This is a genomic window from Caldifermentibacillus hisashii, from assembly GCF_039654145.1.
Taxonomy (GTDB): Bacteria; Bacillota; Bacilli; order Bacillales; family Caldibacillaceae; genus Caldifermentibacillus; species Caldifermentibacillus hisashii.
On the sequence record NZ_CP155467.1, the window covers coordinates 667738 to 685764 of the forward strand.

The 18027-nt window shown below is 38.4% G+C and carries 17 protein-coding genes and 1 riboswitch; of the genes, 9 read left to right on the plus strand and 8 right to left on the minus strand.

The genetic code is table 11. The features are described 5' to 3' along the window. The first annotated feature begins 77 nt into the window (after nt 1-77). The 5 genes from liaF to NSQ14_RS03165 all read left to right on the plus strand — a co-directional run bounded on the left by liaF (nt 78) and on the right by NSQ14_RS03165 (nt 4932). A complete protein-coding gene (gene liaF / locus NSQ14_RS03145; protein WP_346208146.1) occupies nt 78-806 on the plus strand; it encodes a cell wall-active antibiotics response protein LiaF in 729 nt (242 codons plus the stop codon). Further along, a complete protein-coding gene (locus tag NSQ14_RS03150; RefSeq protein WP_095142263.1) occupies nt 803-1846 on the plus strand; it encodes a sensor histidine kinase in 1044 nt (347 codons plus the stop codon). The genes liaF and NSQ14_RS03150 overlap by 4 nt, the downstream gene beginning before the upstream one ends. After that, nucleotides 1839-2474 (plus strand): response regulator, encoded by a 636-nt coding sequence (locus NSQ14_RS03155; protein WP_041846998.1) that lies wholly within the window; start codon nt 1839-1841, stop codon nt 2472-2474. The genes NSQ14_RS03150 and NSQ14_RS03155 overlap by 8 nt, the downstream gene beginning before the upstream one ends. A 983-nt stretch (nt 2475-3457) precedes the next feature. After that, nucleotides 3458-3556: riboswitch (cyclic di-GMP riboswitch) on the plus strand. Between the two features lie 274 nt (nt 3557-3830). Then, nucleotides 3831-4580, plus strand: coding sequence for an EAL domain-containing protein (locus NSQ14_RS03160; RefSeq protein WP_052514638.1), 750 nt, complete (start codon nt 3831-3833; stop codon nt 4578-4580). Further along, complete coding sequence (locus NSQ14_RS03165; protein ID WP_216405930.1) at nt 4573-4932, plus strand: hypothetical protein; 360 nt, start codon at nt 4573-4575, stop codon at nt 4930-4932. Before NSQ14_RS03160 ends, NSQ14_RS03165 begins: the two co-directional genes overlap by 8 nt. Before the next feature lie 69 nt (nt 4933-5001). On the opposite strand, the gene NSQ14_RS03170 is transcribed toward NSQ14_RS03165, so the two are convergent. From NSQ14_RS03170 to NSQ14_RS03180, 3 genes are read right to left on the minus strand one after another with little or no spacing between them, the layout of a single operon-like run. Next, entirely contained in the window at nt 5002-6210 is a 1209-nt protein-coding gene (locus NSQ14_RS03170) for an ABC transporter permease (protein ID WP_216405932.1), read from the minus strand. Continuing rightward, the gene (locus tag NSQ14_RS03175) at nt 6207-6887 is read right to left on the minus strand and encodes an ABC transporter ATP-binding protein (RefSeq protein ID WP_346206982.1); all 681 of its coding nucleotides are present in this window, start codon (nt 6885-6887) and stop codon (nt 6207-6209) included. The genes NSQ14_RS03170 and NSQ14_RS03175 overlap by 4 nt, the downstream gene beginning before the upstream one ends. Further along, nucleotides 6871-8088: an efflux RND transporter periplasmic adaptor subunit gene (locus NSQ14_RS03180; protein WP_346206983.1), complete on the minus strand. Its 1218-nt coding sequence runs from the start codon at nt 8086-8088 to the stop codon at nt 6871-6873. Before NSQ14_RS03180 ends, NSQ14_RS03175 begins: the two co-directional genes overlap by 17 nt. A 295-nt stretch (nt 8089-8383) precedes the next feature. Between NSQ14_RS03180 and yfcE the strand changes: the two genes are divergently transcribed. Continuing rightward, nucleotides 8384-8926, plus strand: coding sequence for a phosphodiesterase (gene yfcE / locus NSQ14_RS03185; protein WP_269919306.1), 543 nt, complete (start codon nt 8384-8386; stop codon nt 8924-8926). Here yfcE and NSQ14_RS03190 read toward each other — a convergent pair. Both NSQ14_RS03190 and NSQ14_RS03195 read right to left on the minus strand, forming a co-directional pair. Continuing rightward, nucleotides 8896-9336, minus strand: coding sequence for a hypothetical protein (locus NSQ14_RS03190; RefSeq protein ID WP_346216849.1), 441 nt, complete (start codon nt 9334-9336; stop codon nt 8896-8898). The genes yfcE and NSQ14_RS03190 overlap by 31 nt on opposite strands. 48 nt (nt 9337-9384) lie before the next feature. After that, entirely contained in the window at nt 9385-9960 is a 576-nt protein-coding gene (locus NSQ14_RS03195; protein ID WP_346216850.1) for a hypothetical protein, read from the minus strand. Between NSQ14_RS03195 and NSQ14_RS03200 the strand changes: the two genes are divergently transcribed. Both NSQ14_RS03200 and NSQ14_RS03205 read left to right on the plus strand, forming a co-directional pair. Then, nucleotides 9932-10225 (plus strand): hypothetical protein, encoded by a 294-nt coding sequence (locus tag NSQ14_RS03200; protein ID WP_346216851.1) that lies wholly within the window; start codon nt 9932-9934, stop codon nt 10223-10225. The two genes, NSQ14_RS03195 and NSQ14_RS03200, sit on opposite strands and share 29 nt — an antisense overlap. A gap of 88 nt (nt 10226-10313) precedes the next feature. After that, complete coding sequence (locus NSQ14_RS03205) at nt 10314-11834, plus strand: amino acid permease (RefSeq protein WP_346216852.1); 1521 nt, start codon at nt 10314-10316, stop codon at nt 11832-11834. Between the two features lie 51 nt (nt 11835-11885). Here the strand turns inward: NSQ14_RS03205 and NSQ14_RS18850 are convergent, their stop codons facing one another. The 3 genes from NSQ14_RS18850 to NSQ14_RS03215 all read right to left on the minus strand — a co-directional run bounded on the left by NSQ14_RS18850 (nt 11886) and on the right by NSQ14_RS03215 (nt 14417). After that, nucleotides 11886-12071, minus strand: coding sequence for a DUF4351 domain-containing protein (locus NSQ14_RS18850; protein WP_368976681.1), 186 nt, complete (start codon nt 12069-12071; stop codon nt 11886-11888). Between the two features lie 387 nt (nt 12072-12458). Beyond that, nucleotides 12459-13112: a hypothetical protein gene (locus NSQ14_RS03210; protein ID WP_346216853.1), complete on the minus strand. Its 654-nt coding sequence runs from the start codon at nt 13110-13112 to the stop codon at nt 12459-12461. Nucleotides 13113-13562: 450 nt separating this feature from the next. Beyond that, nucleotides 13563-14417, minus strand: coding sequence for a TetR/AcrR family transcriptional regulator (locus tag NSQ14_RS03215; protein WP_346216854.1), 855 nt, complete (start codon nt 14415-14417; stop codon nt 13563-13565). Nucleotides 14418-14504: 87 nt separating this feature from the next. Here NSQ14_RS03215 and NSQ14_RS03220 point away from each other — a divergent pair, with 87 nt between their 5' ends. After that, nucleotides 14505-17594, plus strand: a complete 3090-nt coding sequence (locus NSQ14_RS03220) for an efflux RND transporter permease subunit (RefSeq protein ID WP_346216855.1) — start codon at nt 14505-14507, stop codon at nt 17592-17594. Nucleotides 17595-18027 lie beyond the last annotated feature (433 nt).

Below are 18027 nucleotides of genomic sequence, written 5' to 3' on the forward strand. Positions count from 1 at the left end.
GTGTCACATAGTTGACCCTATACCTTTTACTTAAAATGTTCCGCTGGTCAAATTACGATGAAAGGAGGATGACATGGATGTTCAGACGTTTCCGGACCGATGCATTTAACTGGATATTGATCATTGGTGTGATCCTCCTTATTGCTGAAATTATTTTTTCTTTTGGCAGTACAATTATTCCCACTCTGCTCTTCATTGTTCTTCTGTTTATCGGCTGGAAAAATTTCCATAAATTATGGGGAAAAATTTTATTTTGTTTTTTTTTCCTTTGCACAGTTATTTCTGTCCTAAATATTTGGGCTGTACGTTTCTTTATTGTTGCCGTCCTTGTTCTATTTGTGTTTGAATATGTAAAATCTAAAAAACAAACAGAAACGCTAACCCCTTCCTTACCGGGTAAGATAATAAATCAAGAAGATATGGTGAAAATAGATCCATTATTTGACCATAAACTGTTCGGTAATCAAAAAACGGAAGATACGGCCTATCAATGGCGTGATATCAATATTTATGGTGCTTTTGGCAATCGGATTATTGATTTAAGTAATACCGTTCTGCCCCAGGACACGGCTGTGATCTCGATACGGCATATTATGGGGAAAATAGAAATTTATGTTCCTTATGAGGTTGAGGTAAGTATCCATCATAGTTCAGTCTTTGGTCGGGCGCATATTTTTAGTCAACATCATTGGGAGTTAATGAATAAATCGCTTTTTTATCAAACAGAAAACTATGATACGAGTTATCCGCGGGTAAAGATTATCACCTCCATATTTTCCGGAGATATCGAGGTGAAGCGGATATGAATATCATTTTTCGGCATGTTTTTATTGCAAATATCTTTTCCATTCTTTTAACAATCGTGCTTATGAGTATAACATTTGTCCTATTTCCTCTTGATCGTTGGTCACTTCTTTGGCAAGCAAAGATGGGGAATGTTTCATTTTTCGTTTGGATTGGAGGGATAGCCATTGGGATTGGAACGATTGTTGGTCTCTCTACCGGATGGTATTGGAAACAGCGAATCGATCAGATCCACCGAAATTTAGATGAAATTATCAAAGGTCAACCAATCTCATCAGATGAAGTTGGTTATAAAGAAATTGAAAGTATTGCCGCACAGATTGCAAAAATTCAAGAGAAAATCAGAAAGCAAACCGAGTACTCACAGCGTCTTGTGACAGAACGAGCAAATGAACGGGAAAAAAGCCTCCAAGAAATTGTTGTACAGGAACGAAATCGTTTAGCAAGAGAACTTCATGATTCCGTGAGTCAACAGTTGTTTGCTTCGTCGATGATGATGTCTGCCATCAATGAATCCAATTCACCTATAGATGAAAAGATGAAAAAACAACTGCAAATGGTGGAAAAAATGATTCACCAATCCCAGCTGGAGATGCGTGCATTACTTTTACACTTACGTCCGGTACAGCTCAAGGGAAAATCACTTCAGGAAGGTATTCGTGAGCTTCTGGCCGAACTAACACAAAAAGTACCGATGAAAACGATATGTAAAATAGAGGATTTTTCCGTTGATAAGGGAATTGAAGATCAATTGTTCCGAATCCTGCAAGAATCACTTTCTAATACATTACGCCATGCAAAAGCAACGAAATTACAGATCTTATTAATTAAACGGGATGAATCGGTTATCCTGCGCGTAATAGATGATGGTGTTGGTTTTCATTTGGACGAGGTAAAAACAGGCTCATATGGCTTGCAAAACATGCGTGAACGTGCATATGAAATTGGCGGGACTTTTAAAATCGTCAGCTTGCCAAATCAAGGTACGCAAATGGAAGTAAAAGTGCCTATTTTGCAAAAGGAGGAAAATCGCGATGATTAGCGTATTATTTGCCGATGATCATGAAATGGTGCGGATCGGTGTTTCTGCCTATCTATCGGCTCAACCGGATATTGTGGTTGTTGCAGAGGCAGATGATGGCGGGGAAGCGGTAAAACTTGCCTTAGAACTGCGACCGGACATTATTTTAATGGATCTTGTCATGAAAGAAATGGATGGAATTGAGGCGACAAAACAAATCATGGAAAACTGGCCGGAAGCAAAAATTATTATTGTGACGAGTTTCCTTGATGATGAAAAGGTGTATCCGGCATTGGAAGCAGGAGCAACAAGCTATATGCTAAAAACATCGAAGGCCGAAGAAATCGCAAAAGCCATTCGTGAAACATACCGGGGGAAATCTGTATTAGAGCCGGAAGTAACCGGGAAAATCATGACAAAAATGCGTGAAAAGCCCGTTGTTAAAAAACATGACCAATTAACAGAACGTGAAATGGAAATATTATTATTAATGGCTCAAGGAAAAAGCAATCAAGAAATTGCTGATGAATTGTTCATCGCATTAAAAACTGTAAAAGTTCATGTAAGCAATATATTAGGAAAATTAGAAGTTCAGGACCGGACACAGGCTGTTATCTATGCATTTAAACATGGGTTAGTTGGTGAGTAAGGGAGGAGTAAATGGTAGTTAAGATTGGACTGTTTTGCGCAGGTGGAATGTCAACCAGTATGCTGGAAAAGAAAATGTCAGAGGCGGGCTCAAAAGAGATGATTGGATGTACAAATAAAAGCACATCCCGAGTCAGAGCTTGCAAACGTACTCGATGAAGGAATCGATCTAGTTTTACTTGGACCACAAGTACGCTAACTCCAATCATTAAAAACATTGTGTGATCCGAAAGGTGTTCCAATAGATGTAATTGATTCATTGAATTATGGAATGATGGATTGAGATAAAGTATTATTTGCTGCCTTAACGTTAATAGAAAACAAAGCATAGTAAGGTTCGGTTGGTGGGTCATTGATTCACCAACCTAATTTTTTGAAGTCACACCTTATGAAAAGTTTTCTGCAAAATTTGAATAACCCATATTTAGTATGACATGAAATAGTTTTTTTGAGGATAAGACTCTCAAAAATAGGCTATTTGGGTATTTAGTAGGACATAAATTTTCGAGAAAAATGTTGAATTTTATCGAAATTTGTAATAAAGTTAGTTATTGTAAAAAGCAATATAAAAATATAGTAGATAAAGATTTTTGTGTGGCTAGAAGCGTTCCCAACAATAGATTTCCCTATCATGATGCAAACACTCCAAGAGTCCGCAACAATTTTAAAATTCAAAGTAATGATCAGTATTGAGCATAGCCATGCTAGGGCAACGTATTAACTAAAATATTTTCGTTATTCTATTGAAGAATGAAATGAGTGATCAAACGAAAAAATGTAAAGAAAATCGATGCTGTAAAAGTGAATTTTAGTACATTTTCAAAAGTGAGGGAAAAAAATTAAGAAAACGAATTCCTTTGACAGCGGAGTGTATGTTTTTCATACGTGAAAAGGGAGTAGCGCCATTTCACCGGAACCTGGAACATTTGTTGTAACTTTTGTGAAGAATGTCGCTTTTTACAGGATGAGTACGATAAAAAATCAAATATTTTAGGGCAAACTATTCGAAAGGATAGGACGCAAAGCCTAGGGTCTAAGGTTGGAAATTCAAAGATTTTCTACTATGATCGCCTGGTTGCCAACGGATGAATCAGTTTTATCTTTACAATGGCTATTCTAGGGTGACCGGGAGTAGTCATTTTTTTATACCTATAAGAAAGGATAAATTTTCCAAAAGGATATGAATTCGTTTGTTGCGGGAAATTTTAAGTATTAAGTGTAAGTGTAACAAGGAAAGTTACGCGAAAATACATCAAGCCGAAAAAATTAATTTTTCGGTGAACTATGCGTCACGAGTCACCTTAAGGCTCGGGCGCCCAAGTTTGTTTAAAATATGTGGTAAAGTCGGGGTGCGTAAATGAGTAAGTTAGAAAAGCAGATGTCGTTAAATAAAAATAACTACAATTTTTATCATGTTGTTCAGCCAATTTTTGAACTAAAGCAAAACAAAATTATTGGCTATGAGTTTTTATTGAGATCAGAACAAGTCCATAATCCTGAACGTTTATTTGAAATGGCCAAGTCAACAAAACAGTTAATAAAGCTGGACAAATATTCAATCGAGTCTGTTTTTAGATTTGTTTCTGAGAGAGAATCCGATTTAACGGGATTATTTTTATTCATTAATGTGTTTCCGTCAACCATACTGAGTTCTGGTATGAAAGAATTTTTACAAACAATATTATTAATGACTAATCTTTCTCCACAGCAGATTGTTTTTGAAATAAATGAATCTGAATGTGAAATAAATTTACCGGTATTTAAAAATGCGATCGGTCAATTAAGAAAAAATGGATTTCTGGTGGCACTTGATGATGTAGGAAAAGGATATTCAAATATGAAAACGATTCTTGAAATTAATCCGGATATTGTGAAATTAGATAAGTACTTTTCAGAAGGTTTATCAAGAACACCTAATAAACAGAAAGTATTAAAGTCAATGATTCAGCTGCTTGACTCCAGCGTGATTTTAGAGGGATTGGAAACTGAGGAGGACTTAATGAGTGCCAAAGAAAATGGGGTTACGTACGGACAAGGATATTTTTTAGGAAAACCAGCCTTATTGAATACTTATATAAAAAAGGAAGAAGTAGTTACAAGTGATTAACGAGAATAAATTGCCGAAATTGAAGGAAGAATATCGGTGGAATTTATTAAAGCAGCAGTTTGATCTTGATCCCTCAAATGTAATGTATAAAGAAATTAAGGAATCGTTAAACCGAATATTACACTATGTGTATTCCTATACAGATATTAAGTTTATTGATTTTATTGATGAAAAAGTTTTGTATGGCTATATTAAATACCATATTTCCATTAATTTTAGTATTGTCGATTTTATGCAGGTTCTAAAGGATATAAAAAACTTTATCTTTTTCCTAGAAAATATAAAAAACAGAAAAGCAATACCAAAAGTTGATTTCTCAATAAGTAATGTTCGTTTATGGCTCAGGTTTTAGGGCAAGGCTGAGGCTACCAGAAAATGATTTGAAAGCGTAAAAAAAATAGGAGAACCCTTGTATGTTCTCCTATTCATACCTCAATGCGTCGATTGGGCTAAGTTTGGATGCTTTGTTGGCGGGAAGGATGCCAAAAATAATGCCAATGAACGCAGAAAATCCAACCCCGATGATTATGACAATCGGACTAACCGTTGCCGTAATAGGCGACCATTTTGAAACCATCATAGCCCCGATGATAGCAAGTCCAATACCAACAAGACCGCCAATTGAAGTTAATGTCATTGATTCAATAAGAAACTGTAATAATATTCTGCCGCGTGTCGCACCGATCGCTTTTCTCAGTCCAATTTCCCTCGTTCTTTCCGTCACCGAAACAAGCATAATATTCATAACGCCAATTCCGCCTACTAATAAGGAAATTCCGGCGATACTTCCGATGAAAAGTGTCATCAAGTTAATAACCGTATCTACCTCTTTTTCGTAATCTGAAAAGTCATTGATGTTGTACTGCCCGTCTTCAAGTTTTTTCGCTTTCGTTAATGTTTCGGCAGCAAGTCTTCCTGTTTCAGATATTTTTTCCGGGTCACTGGCGACAACGGCTAACTGCTCAATCTCTCTATTCCCGAACATCATCGAAATCACCGTACGGGGCATGAGCATTTCACCATCTTCACTACGATATTGTTCCGGTATCGGGGACTCATAAACGCCCACAACTTTATAAGGATTCCCGTTTACGTCAACAATTTCACCAATAATATCTGCTTTATTTTTGAAAAATTTTTCTCTGGCTTTCGTGTCAACCATAATTACACGATTCAAACCGTCTGTATCTCTTGAATTTATCGGGCGTCCTTCAACTACTTGAATATTTCTGGCAGTGAAAAACTCGGGTCCGACCCCGGTAATTTGCATTTCTCCTTGCTTGTCTTCGTAAACCATCGGCCCCCAGCCTTGATTGGTGGCAATAACGGCTTTAACACCCGGAACCTTGGATAATACTTCTACATCCTCAGAAGTTAACACAGGGTCCTCCCAACTCATCTCAGATTCATCTTGCCCTTCGACAGGAATCGGTTCGTACCAAAGATCAACAGCATTTTCTTCTGTAGCAAATAATTCTTCGGTCATTTTTGTTTTTGCACCCTGACCAATGGCAACAATGATAATCACCGCAGCGACCCCGATAATAACCCCGAGCATGGTTAAAATCGAACGTACCTTATGTTTCCAAATGGAGGATAATGCTAATTTAAAACTTTCAACTATACTCATGGCCTTCTCCTCTGGTCATCCGTTATTCTTCCGTCCTTTATGGTAATAACCCTGTTGGTATATGCGGCAACCTCTTCCTCATGGGTAACAATAATGACCGTTTTTCCTTCTTTGTTGAATTGGACGAATAGTTCCATGATTTGCTTACTTGTCTTTGAATCCAATGCTCCTGTCGGTTCGTCTGCTAATAGAATCGAGGGGTTATTGACAAGTGCCCGTGCAATGGCAACCCGTTGCTTTTGTCCGCCCGATAATTCATTTGGTAAATGTTTCATGCGTTCTCCTAAACCTACTTTTTCAAGCATTAGTTTTGCTTGCTCGATTCTTTTCCGCTTCGGAACGCCGGCATAGATAAGTGGAGACTCGACATTTTTTAAAACATTCAACCTTGGAAGTAAAAAGAATTGTTGAAAAACAAATCCAATATGTTCATTTCTCAATTTTGCCAGTTTCTTTTCCTTTTCTTGTCCGATTTTTTCACCGTTCAACTCATAACTGCCGGAAGTAGGGTAATCTAAAAAGCCGATAATGTTCATTAAGGTTGATTTTCCTGAGCCGGATGGCCCCATGATGGCAACAAATTCACCATCTTCAATTTGTAAGCTAATGTCATGTAAGACGGGAACTTCAAGTGAACCCTTCCCGTAAACTTTGGTGATTTCACTCAATTTCATCAAAAGCGGTCACCTCCATGCCATCGTGCATACTTTCATCCGGAGACACAACGACAAGCTCATCTTTTGTTACGCCTTCAGTGATTTGGATTAATTCATCATTCATGGCCCCGGTTTTTACCTCACGTCTTTCTAATTTTCCTCCTGAAAGAACGTAACAGACGGATACCTCACCTTCATCCAAAATTGCAGTATGCGGAACAACAGGAAGTTTTTCTGCTCCAACAATTTTCACTTCAAGGGATACGTGGAAACCTTGTCGAAGTTCTGATGTGTCATCGGTTATGGCAACCTTGAACGGATACATCGTTACATTTCCCCCGCCCTTATTGTCCATTGGTTCTCCACTCCCCTCGGCGTTTGGAAATTGCGAAACCGATTCAACAACACCTTTCCATTCACGATCTTTAAACACTTTTGGCCGGACAACTACTTCTTGTCCCGGTTGAATTTTTACTGCATCGAATTCACTCATCGTTCCAATTACTTTATATGGACTATTGGAAATAATATGTACGACAGGTTCAGTGGATCCTGTTTCGGTTTTCGCAATATTTTTATTTACCTTCACAACAATTCCGTCAATTTTACTGACTACGGTTAATTCCTTTTTACGCGTATTGAGCTCATTGATTAAATCTTGTGCGGCTGCGATTTCCGCTTTTGTATTTTCATATTGTAGTTCCAATTGTGTTTTTTCACTGGTCAATTGGTTTATGTCTTCTTGCGGCTCAACTGCATCAGGAGCTAACTCTTGATTGTTCGCAGGTTGTTTCTTTTTTGCTTCTTCAATCCGTTTATTTAATGCTGCAATTTGACTTTGTTCCGTATTGGCTCTCTTTTGAATTAACTCTTTTTCACGAACGGCTTTATTGTATTCAGCATCCAGATTAGTAGAGTTATATACAAATAGAGGGTCACCGGCTTTTACTGCTTGATTTTCTTCAACTTTATATTCGCTTATATCACCTTTATCCGGCTCCAAGAATACTTTTTGTTCACTCTCTGGAACAATTTCCCCGGTCACTAATATTGTTTCAACTAATTCTTGTTCTTTCGCTTTTTGAACCATGATACTCATATTTTCACTTTCATTACTTGCCACGTCTGCTTTTTTTCCTTGTGATAAAAAGATAATTACTCCTGCAACTGCTAATACGCCGACAATCGAGATAATCCATATCAAAATCTTTTTTCTTTTCACATGCCATCCTCCCAAACAAGTATTCATTCAGTCTCTTAATTGTTAGTGTGTTGTAAAAATTCACTAATTACGCAGAATTTTCTACACACTACGGAGAAATTATAACAAATATTTTACAAAAATGCTACAAAATTTTTACGAGTTTTTCGGAGAGTAAGATAACCCGTTTCGATCTGTTGCATTTAATTTTACAATAAGTAACCCGTTTGCAAAATATATTAAGTCATAAATATCTATGGAAAGTAGTGGTATAATGATATAAAAAGTAATGAACCATTGATTGTGAGGGATTGAAATGAAGCTTGGATTTATTAGCGATACGCATGGTGGTTATGAGGATACACTTCAAGCTCTTGATTTGTTAAAAGGGGCTGAATTGATTTGTCATGTGGGAGATGTTCTTTATCATGGTCCGCGAAATGATCTTCCGAAAAACTATGATCCTAAACAGTTAACGGAACTTCTTAAAAGTCGGACCGATATCGTTTATGTTCGCGGAAATTGTGATGCCGATGTGGATGAAATGGTTTTGGAGCAAGACCTTTCACAAAAATCGAGAGTCATCGAATTTGATAATTATCGGTTTTATGTTGTTCATGGATATGAGGAAACGGAAGAAGAGCGGCTGCAACGGGCAAAAGAGTTGGGTTGCCAAGTGGTCGTTTCAGGACATACACATGTAAAGGTGCTGGAAAAACGGGACGGAGTGATTGTCCTAAATCCCGGAAGTACAACGATTCCAAAAGATGAGTCGAGGTCTTTTGCGTTTTATGAAAATGGACAAATTGAATTATGGAGTCTTGATAGTCAAACGCCAATAAAGACTTTGAAATTATAATTATTTGGAGTTTCGCACGTTAGAAAACCAAAGCCCTTCTCGTCGATGGATGAGGAGGGAATTTTATTTTTGGTTGACGAGAGCATTTTTGTCGCAATTTTAAGGCGGGGAAGTCGGATTTTTGTCGGCGAGACTTGTTCTCGTCGTCGTTTTGAGTTGAGGAAGTCGGATTTTTGCCGGCGAGACCTGTTCTCGTCGCCACTTTGAGCCAGGAAACTCCCTTTTTTGGCGACGAGCCCTTTTCTCGTCGCTATTTTTGGGCAGAAAACTTGATTTTTTGGCGACGAGCCGCGTTCTCGTCGCCGTTTTGAGGTCAGAAAGTCGTGTTTTTGGCGACGAGCCCTTTTCTCGTCGCCATTTTGAGCCGAGAAACTCGATTTTTTGGCGACGAGACTCTTTCTCGTCGTCATTTTGAGCCGGGAAACTCCCTTTTTTGGCGACGAGCCCTTTTCTCGTCGCTATTTTTGGGCAGAAAACTTAATTTTTTGGCGACGAGCCCTAATCTCGACGTCATTTTGAGCCGGGAAACTCCCTTTTTTGGCGACGAGCCCTTTTCTCGTCGCTATTTTTGGCCAGAAAACTTGATTTTTTGGCGACGAGACTCTTTCTCGTCGCCGTTTTGAGGTCAGAAAGTCGTGTTTTTGGCGACGAGCCCTTTTCTCGTCGCCATTTTGAGCCGAGAAACTCGATTTTTTGGCGACGAGACCTAATCTCGTCGTCATTTTAAGCCGAGAAACCCCATTTTTTGGCGACGAGCCCTTTTCTCGTCGCCGTTTTGGGGTGAGAAAGTCATGTTTTTGGCGACGAGACTTAATCTCGTCACCATTTTGAGCCGAGAAACCCCATTTTTTGGCGACGAGACCTAATCTCGTCGTCATTTTGAGCCGAGAAACTCCCTTTTTTGGCGACGAGACCTGTTCTCGTCGCCGTTTTGGGGTGGAAAACTCGATTTTTTGGCGACGAGACTCTTTCTCGTCGTCATTTTGAGCCGAGAAACCCCATTTTTTGGCGACGAGACTCTTTCTCGTCGCCATTTTGAGCCGAGAAACCCCATTTCTTGGCGACGAGATCCTTTCTCGTCGTCATTTTGAGCCGAGAAATACCTATTTTTGGCGACGAGACCTGATCTCGTCACCATTTTGGGATGAAAAACTCGATTTTTTGGCGACGAAACCCCTTCTCGTCGCTATTTTAAGGCAAGAAACACATAATTTTAGCGACGAAACCTATTCTCGTCACCATTTTGAGCCGGGAAACTCCTTTTTTTGGCGGCCAAACCTTTTCTCGTCGCCAATTTGAAGCGAGAAACACCCCATTTTACCGACGAATCATTTCTCCCAAAATGAAAATAATAAGTAAGAAAAAATAAAAAATGGGTGATTGATTTATGCAAAAAACAAGTAAAGGACTTTCAGCATGGCAATTAGCTTTAATGTCATTAGGAAGTGTGATCGGGGGGTCTTTTTTCCTTGGTTTATCAGTAGCAATGAATGCAGCCGGCCCCTCGATTATTATTTCATTTATTTTATCGGGAATATTAGTTTATTTTATTCTATATGCTTTATCTGAAATGACGGTCGCCAGCCCGGAAAAAGGATCTTTTAGTACTTTTGCGGCAAAAGAACTCGGGCAAGGAATGGGGTTTATCGTGGGCTGGATATATTGGACCGGAATCGTCCTTTCAATGTCCAGTGAAGCAACAACCATATCGATCTTATTACGGGAATGGTTCCCAAATGTATCAATTCCAATTATGGGAAGTTTGATTATTGTTGGCGTTACTCTACTCAATCTCCTTGGTGTCGAAAAACTGGGGAAAATTGAAAGCTTTTTATCAAGTGTAAAAATATTTATGATTATTTTCTTTATTTTGACTGCATTCGTTTTAATATTTGGAGTACTTCCGAGAGCAAATCCTATCGGTCTTGGTGAATTGGCAAATGAGCCTTTTATGGCAGGCGGAATTAGCGGAATAGCAGGCAGTATGTTATTGGTCATTTTTGCTTATGCTGGATTTGAGGTAATCGGTTTAGCTGCTTCTGAGGCAGAGAATCCAAGGGAAACCATTCCAAAAGCGATTCGCTACACGGTATTTAGTCTTGTAGGACTATATGTCATTTATGCTGCTGTAATACTGCCACTAATCCCGACTTCAGCTCTGAATGAAAATGTGAGTCCCATTGTTGCTTCATTGGACAGATGGGGAATTACTTGGGCAGGGTCGGTATTGAATCTTGTTTTAATATCAGCTATCCTTTCAGCGGTGATGGCGGCGATATTTGGTTTAGGTAGAATGATCAGGTCTTTGACTGATGAAGGGTATGCACCGAGATGGTTAAAAGATACAAAAGACGTTCCTTACCGGGGTATTTTATTCTCCGGAATGGCCATGCTTGTCGGACTCAGTTTTGGTCTTTTGTTTCCGCGGGTATACTTAGTTTTAATTTCAACAGGCGGCTTTTCCTTAATTTTTACATATGGGATTATAATGGCTACCCATATCCGTTTTCGACAAAGAAATGGGTGTCCACCGGATGGTATTTGCCAAATGCGGGGTTTTCCGTATACGTCGTGGATTACCTTGATCAGTATGATTCTAGTGCTTGTATGCATGCCTTTAATTCCGGGTCAGGGTGTTGGGTTATTTGCCGGATTAGCTATGGTTGCAATGTTTTCACTCATATATTTAGGACTTAGTTTTCAATTAAGGGCTCGGGCACGCGGGCAAGCTATTGCAAAAATCCCACCATCTTTCAGTACGGAATTCGCAGCGGGGAGGAGAACAATACGGAAGAGAAAAGAGAAGACTAAAACGGTGTCTATCCCGGTAAGTGGTAGGCTATCACCAATACACCTTAAAGGAAGCCTAAACGGGGAGTTCATCATGATAGGCAAATGCCAAAATTAAAGAAGGAACCCCAGTCCATACCACTGAACTGGGGGGTGAAGTGATAAGCACTTAAGAAATAAACTTTCTAACATCGTCCAAACTAGTATAATTAAAAATATTACTTAGTATTAATTCCAAGCTTATGACATCCAGTTTCGAAATTTTTTCTGTCAGTTCTTTAGGCAATACACCAAATTTTTCTGTCATCTGTTGAAGAGCGATTTTAGATAATGCTTTTGCTTGCCCCAGTTCAATTCCTTTTTCTTCCCATCCCTTTTTCCATACCTTCTTCTCTTAAAATACTGGTCCCCTCTGGAAAAGTTGTTTTAGTTTCCCGTCTTATTTTATTCATATCATCTTTTGTTAAGTATCTTGCAGCACTGAAAACATATCGTATCATCGTTTCTAAAAATTCAATGCTTGTTTGTTTATCTTCCAGCTCTAGTAAGTAGTGGATACATTTACGAATAGAGTGTATGAGTTCGTCGGTGTCTTTTGTGAATATATCACGAAGTAGTGTCAGTAGAATCCGGGTTTGTACTTTGCTTTTAATATCCTATATTATACAATTTCTCTTGTTTTCCGCTATCATTTGTGTCGCCATGAAAAAGCATCAAGTGATGAGTACCGGATAAAAATAACTTAATGAACTCGAAATTGGAAATGTTTTGTCATTACTAAGGAAACAATAAAAAGAAGTTCAAAAACATTCATTATCGGAAAGTTTTTTATCCAATTGGCCAGTAGTCCACCAAGAAGCATGACAACAGTGCCAATGAATAGCCACGGAAATCTTAATTTTTTCATTAGTAAAACGCCAACTGCACCAAGGACCAGGGTAACGACCATGACCATGAGTGGGAATCCGGGTTGAGTCACATTTTCATAGGTTAAAACACCGTCTTCCCATTTGGGCTCAAGTTTCTTTCCTATAATTGAAGTCAGCAGTTCATATATAATGAATCCGATGGTTAACACATAGGCTAGTAATTTCCAAAGAGTTTGCCGGGTTGAAAGCAGACCGGTCTTGTGAAAAACATTCCAAGCAAAAAGAATAAGCGTAGGCGTGAACAGGGCATGGAACCAATACCGAATTTTGCTCAAATCTTCCAGTGTATTGCCTTCTCCGATAAAACGGCCAAATGCAATGATGAGGTTATCATAAACCAGCCCGAAAATGACGAGAATAAGGAAATTGGCGTCATTCCTTATCCCGTATTTTTTTACTTGTAAGAGCTCCCATACGAATAGGCAAAGATAAGCAAATCCAAGGAAAAGAAAAAGAAAAGTCTCCATTCGTCCACACCCCTTTTTACCTAGTTTCACCTAAATCGATTGGGTAAAAACATAAGAAATTGATGTTTTAAAACTGTAATCGATGAGGATTATGGACGAAAATTATTTGTTTAACGAGCAGTACGATTTCCTCTCAATATTTTAACGGAAATCAACTGCGCGTATCTGTTCTATTGGTTCAACTACCACCCGTAGGAACCCCCCGCGGATGGAAGTTTCATTGAACATATGTGTATTATGTAAAAAATCGGCCAACGGATTATTGTGTACGAGGAAAAACCGACCAATAGCGCTTTTTTTTGGACTATCGTGTACGATGAAAAATCGACCCATACCATTTTGTTTGACTGTCGTGTACCTATGAAAAAATTGACCAATTGCGCACTTGCACGATTGGTCAATAAGCTTTCGCGGGCTTCTGGCTTCTGGTCACCTGATAAAGGCTGTTAATTATTCGCTTGAAGTCGCGCGGATGGATCCCTCTAAATACAGTTCATAAATAGAAGCGACCCATCTGCATTGTGTGTTTGTCCGAATATTTTTCAAAAGACCTTGAATAATCGCTTCGTTTAAATGTGGATCTTCTAAGTCTTCTTTTAACAATAATAAAGAATCACGGACAATCGGATCATCGCTCGTTTCCTGTATTACTTCCTCTAGCTTATTTAGTACTTCCTCTTTTGAAATATCCAAGTGAAAATTTATTTTTCCTAAATATTCAGGAGTGAAAACCAAAATAGTCGAATGGTCGGCAATGATGGTGATCTTTTCAACTATCGAATGACACAATCGATCTAAATCGACCGGAAATTCGTCAATTAAAAATAACTCTGTAAAACCTTTTAATAATCCGTTAACTGCATAGAGAAGTTCAAAATGCATATCCGGATTCTTTTTTGGAAATTGTCTTTGAATAATGGAAAGTAAAATATGATTGAGCGTTGACATGTACATCTGCAGTCTGTTAAACAAATCATTATTATAGGAAAAAACTTGTTCCTTTAAAAAAAGCTTTGCAAACTTTGCATGTTTTTTAAATTCGCTTAAAGTAACATAGACAAAATTATAAAGTAATCGGTCTGTATGTTTTTCATTACTGACCGATTGTTCAATATCGGAAATGATATTACTCAAAAAATAATCAATTAGACCAATTATTAATTCATCTTTTGATTTAAAATAAAGGTAAAAAGCACCTTTTGATATGCCGCAACGTTCGGTTATTTGTTGAACAGATGTTGACTCGAAACCGTTTTCAGCAAATAATTCAACTGCTTTTTCTATAATTAATTGTTTTTTAGACATATAAAGGACTCCTTATTTGACAAATGACCGATTAGTCATTATTATAAATAAATATATAAAAAATGTCAATTTAAGGTAGGTGGAATTGTGAAAGGCTTAGTAAATTTTGTTCTGAAAAATAAACTGGCGGTGTGGTTACTAACCATTATTATAATCGCTTCAGGTATTTATTCGGGTACACGAATGAAAATGGAGTCAATTCCTGACATATCTATCCCGTATTTAATTGTTATGGGGGTTTATCCGGGTGCCACTCCTGAACAAGTGATGAATGAAGTATCTATGCCAATCGAAAAAGCGGTAGAAGGATTGGAAGATGTTAAAGCCGTCTATTCAAATTCATCATCCAATGTCTCGCAGATTCAGATCGAGTACGATTATGGTGTAGATATGGATGAAAAGAAACGTCAGCTGGAATCAGCCATCGATAATGTCACATTACCGGAAGAAGTCGAGCAGCCTACGATTATGGCGATCAATATGAATATGATGCCGGTTCTTGCTCTTTCGGTTAGCAGTACAGAAGAAGATATTGTCGAATTAACATCAACAGTTGAGGATATTCTTTTACCTAAGATTGAAAAAATTGATGGTGTGGCTTCCGCTGAAATTACCGGGCAGCATATTGAAGAAGTGGAGTTCAATTTTGATGAAGAAAAAATGGCTGCGCTGGGACTCTCGGAAGATACTGTAAAAGATATGGTAAAAGCGAGTGACATGGCGCTGTCTTTAGGTCTTTATGAGTTTAAAGAGGGAGAAGAAGCTGTTGCCATTGACGGTGATATAAAAACGGTTGATCAACTGAAAGAAATGCTCATCCCTGTCACACCGACTGCTGAAAACCCGGTTCCATTTGTAAAACTTGGTGATATTGCAAAAATTGAGACAGTCGGTAAAGTTCAATCAATTTCCCGGACGAATGGGAAAGACGCGATTGCCATTCAAATTGTAAAAGGTCAAGAAGCCAATACTGTCACTGTAGTTAACGCTGTAAAAGATTTAATTAAGGATGAAGAAGCGAAAATTGACGGTTTAAAAGTGGATGTAACACTTGACCAAGGAGAACCGGTTGAACAATCCGTATACACAATGATTGAAAAAGCCTTATTTGGCGGATTAATTGCCGTCCTTATCATCCTGCTGTTTTTACGCGATGTGAAATCGACTATTATTTCAATCATATCTATTCCGGTTTCCATTTTAATGGCTTTATTGCTGTTACACTGGCTGGGTATTACTTTAAATATTATGACATTAGGTGCAATAACGGTTGCGATCGGACGGGTAATTGATGACTCAATTGTCGTTGTGGAAAACATTTACCGACGTCTGCATTTAAAAGATGAAAAACTACGCGGCCGTGCCTTAATTCGAGAAGCAACAATTGAAATGTTTAGGCCAATTTTGTCTTCTACATTAGTTACAGTCGCTGTTTTTGCACCGCTCATATTTGTTGGCGGAATGGTTGGCGAATTGTTCATGCCATTTGCTTTAACAATAACTTTTGCTCTAGGTGCATCATTGCTTGTTGCGATTACCATCGTGCCAACTCTGTCACACACTTTATTCCGTAAAAAACTGTATGGTGAAAAAACAGAGAAAAGCCATAAAGGACTTGGAACCCTTGCAAAATGGTATAAAGGCGTTTTAGAAAAAGTTTTAAATCATAAAGTGATTACATCGGTGATCGCTATGGTTTTATTAGCCGGGTCACTGGCACTCACACCTCTCATTGGATTCAGTTTCTTGGGCTCTTCTGAAGAGAAGATGATGTTTATAACGTATACGCCTAAAGCGGGTGAGTTAAAAGAAGAAACCGAAGCCAATGTCGCAGAAGTTGAAAAGAAATTATTAAAGCGCGATGATATCGAATCTTTACAGTTGTCCATTAATGACTCTAAAAATGTCGATGCCGCTTCCATGATGATGGGTGGCAGAAATGGGGCATTAATGTACATAATCTTTGATGAAGATATGGAAAATTTCCCTGAAGTAAGAAAAGAAATTGAAGATTATGTAACAAACTTAAATCAGTCAGGTGAATGGACATCACAAAACTTTAGTACAGGTGGTATAAACTCCAATGAGTTAAGCTATACGATTTATAGTGAAGATTTGGATGATTTAATGACAGCCGTCAAACAAGTTGAAGGAGAATTATCTGATATAAAAGACTTGGAGGATGTCACATCAGATATTGAAGATCCATATGTGGAAAATGTCTTTAAAGTATCCCAAGATCATGTGCTTCAGTACGGCTTAACCACAGCCCAGATTGCCATGGCATTATCTAACGCCGGAAATAAGGAAGTATTAACAACGGTTGAAAATGATGGTGATGAAATTGAGGTTGTGATACAAAGAGATGCAAAAGTAACTCCGGATACGGTAGAAGATTTATTAAAAACGCCAATAAATACACCGCTTGGTACGAAGATTCCTTTGTCCGAACTCGTGGATGTAGAAGAAGGAACGACATTAAATACATTAACTCGTTCAGAAGGTGAATACTACGCAACCGTTTCAGGGACAGTTATCGGTAAGGATATTTCAAAAGTAAATGCTGAAGCTGATAAAAAAATTGAAAATCTTGACTTACCAAAAGGTGTTACAACAGGAGTATCCGGTGTTGCGGCAGATATGGCTGAAACCTTTACACAATTAGGTGTCGCCATGCTTGCAGCTATTGCCATCGTCTACTTCATCTTAGTGGTAACGTTTGGTGAAGGCATGGCACCGTTCGCCATTCTCTTCTCACTGCCTTTTACCGTTATTGGTTCATTCATCGGTCTATATATTACCGGACATACCATTTCGGTACAGGTAATGATGGGATTGTTAATGTTAATCGGAATCGTTGTTACAAACGCCATTGTTCTTGTGGATCGAATTATTCACAAGGAACGGGAAGGCTTAGCAATGCGTGAAGCCATCCTAGAAGCCGGTGCAACCCGTCTGCGCCCGATTTTAATGACGGCGATTGCGACGATTGGTGCTATGTTACCGATGGCACTTGGAATTGGAGGCGATGGGGGTCTCATGTCAAGAGACTTGGCCATTACCGTAATTGGTGGTCTGTTTAGTTCAACGTTATTGACGTTGGTCATCGTACCAATCGTTTATGAAGTACTTTCAAAACTATTGAAGAAAAATCGGAAAGAAATCGTAGAAGATTAATTAAAAAGGAGCCTGTCCCCCTGTATTTGAGAATGTAATACGGTGGGGCCAGGCTCCTCTTTTATCGATTGAGAAACGGTGCGAAACCGAAAATGAGTGATGAGAAAAAAGTCAGTGCCATGGATAACGTAATACGTCATACGGCGCAAAGTGGAGGCCACTGAAAAACTATTTAAAAAGTTTTACTAACACAATATATAGTATAATAAAACTTGGGAATACATCTAAATATGGTGTTTAGCAAGATTATTTTGAACTTTTTCAGTGGCGTCCGCAAAGTGGGGAAAAATGTCAGGCTCCGCTTTTGGTTATTGCCCAAACCACAATGAAATATTTTCCGATTTTTCCTATTTTTTCGTCTCCACCTTCTGTTATAATGATATTAAGCAACAATTAATGAATCTATAACTTGTCACGGCTTTATTTTAAGGTT

Bases quoted from the DNA above. Each gene is read 5' to 3' on its own strand.
- liaF (WP_346208146.1), top strand. From the start codon at position 78: ATGTTCAGACGTTTCCGGACCGATGCATTTAACTGGATATTGATCATT.
- NSQ14_RS03150 (WP_095142263.1), top strand. From the start codon at position 803: ATGAATATCATTTTTCGGCATGTTTTTATTGCAAATATCTTTTCCATT.
- NSQ14_RS03155 (WP_041846998.1), top strand. From the start codon at position 1,839: ATGATTAGCGTATTATTTGCCGATGATCATGAAATGGTGCGGATCGGT.
- NSQ14_RS03160 (WP_052514638.1), top strand. From the start codon at position 3,831: ATGAGTAAGTTAGAAAAGCAGATGTCGTTAAATAAAAATAACTACAAT.
- NSQ14_RS03170 (WP_216405932.1), bottom strand. From the start codon at position 6,210: ATGAGTATAGTTGAAAGTTTTAAATTAGCATTATCCTCCATTTGGAAA.
- yfcE (WP_269919306.1), top strand. From the start codon at position 8,384: ATGAAGCTTGGATTTATTAGCGATACGCATGGTGGTTATGAGGATACA.
- NSQ14_RS03190 (WP_346216849.1), bottom strand. From the start codon at position 9,336: ATGACGACGAGAAAGAGTCTCGTCGCCAAAAAATCGAGTTTCTCGGCT.
- NSQ14_RS03195 (WP_346216850.1), bottom strand. From the start codon at position 9,960: ATGGCGACGAGAAAGAGTCTCGTCGCCAAAAAATGGGGTTTCTCGGCT.
- NSQ14_RS03205 (WP_346216852.1), top strand. From the start codon at position 10,314: ATGCAAAAAACAAGTAAAGGACTTTCAGCATGGCAATTAGCTTTAATG.
- NSQ14_RS03210 (WP_346216853.1), bottom strand. From the start codon at position 13,112: ATGGAGACTTTTCTTTTTCTTTTCCTTGGATTTGCTTATCTTTGCCTA.
- NSQ14_RS03215 (WP_346216854.1), bottom strand. From the start codon at position 14,417: ATGTCTAAAAAACAATTAATTATAGAAAAAGCAGTTGAATTATTTGCT.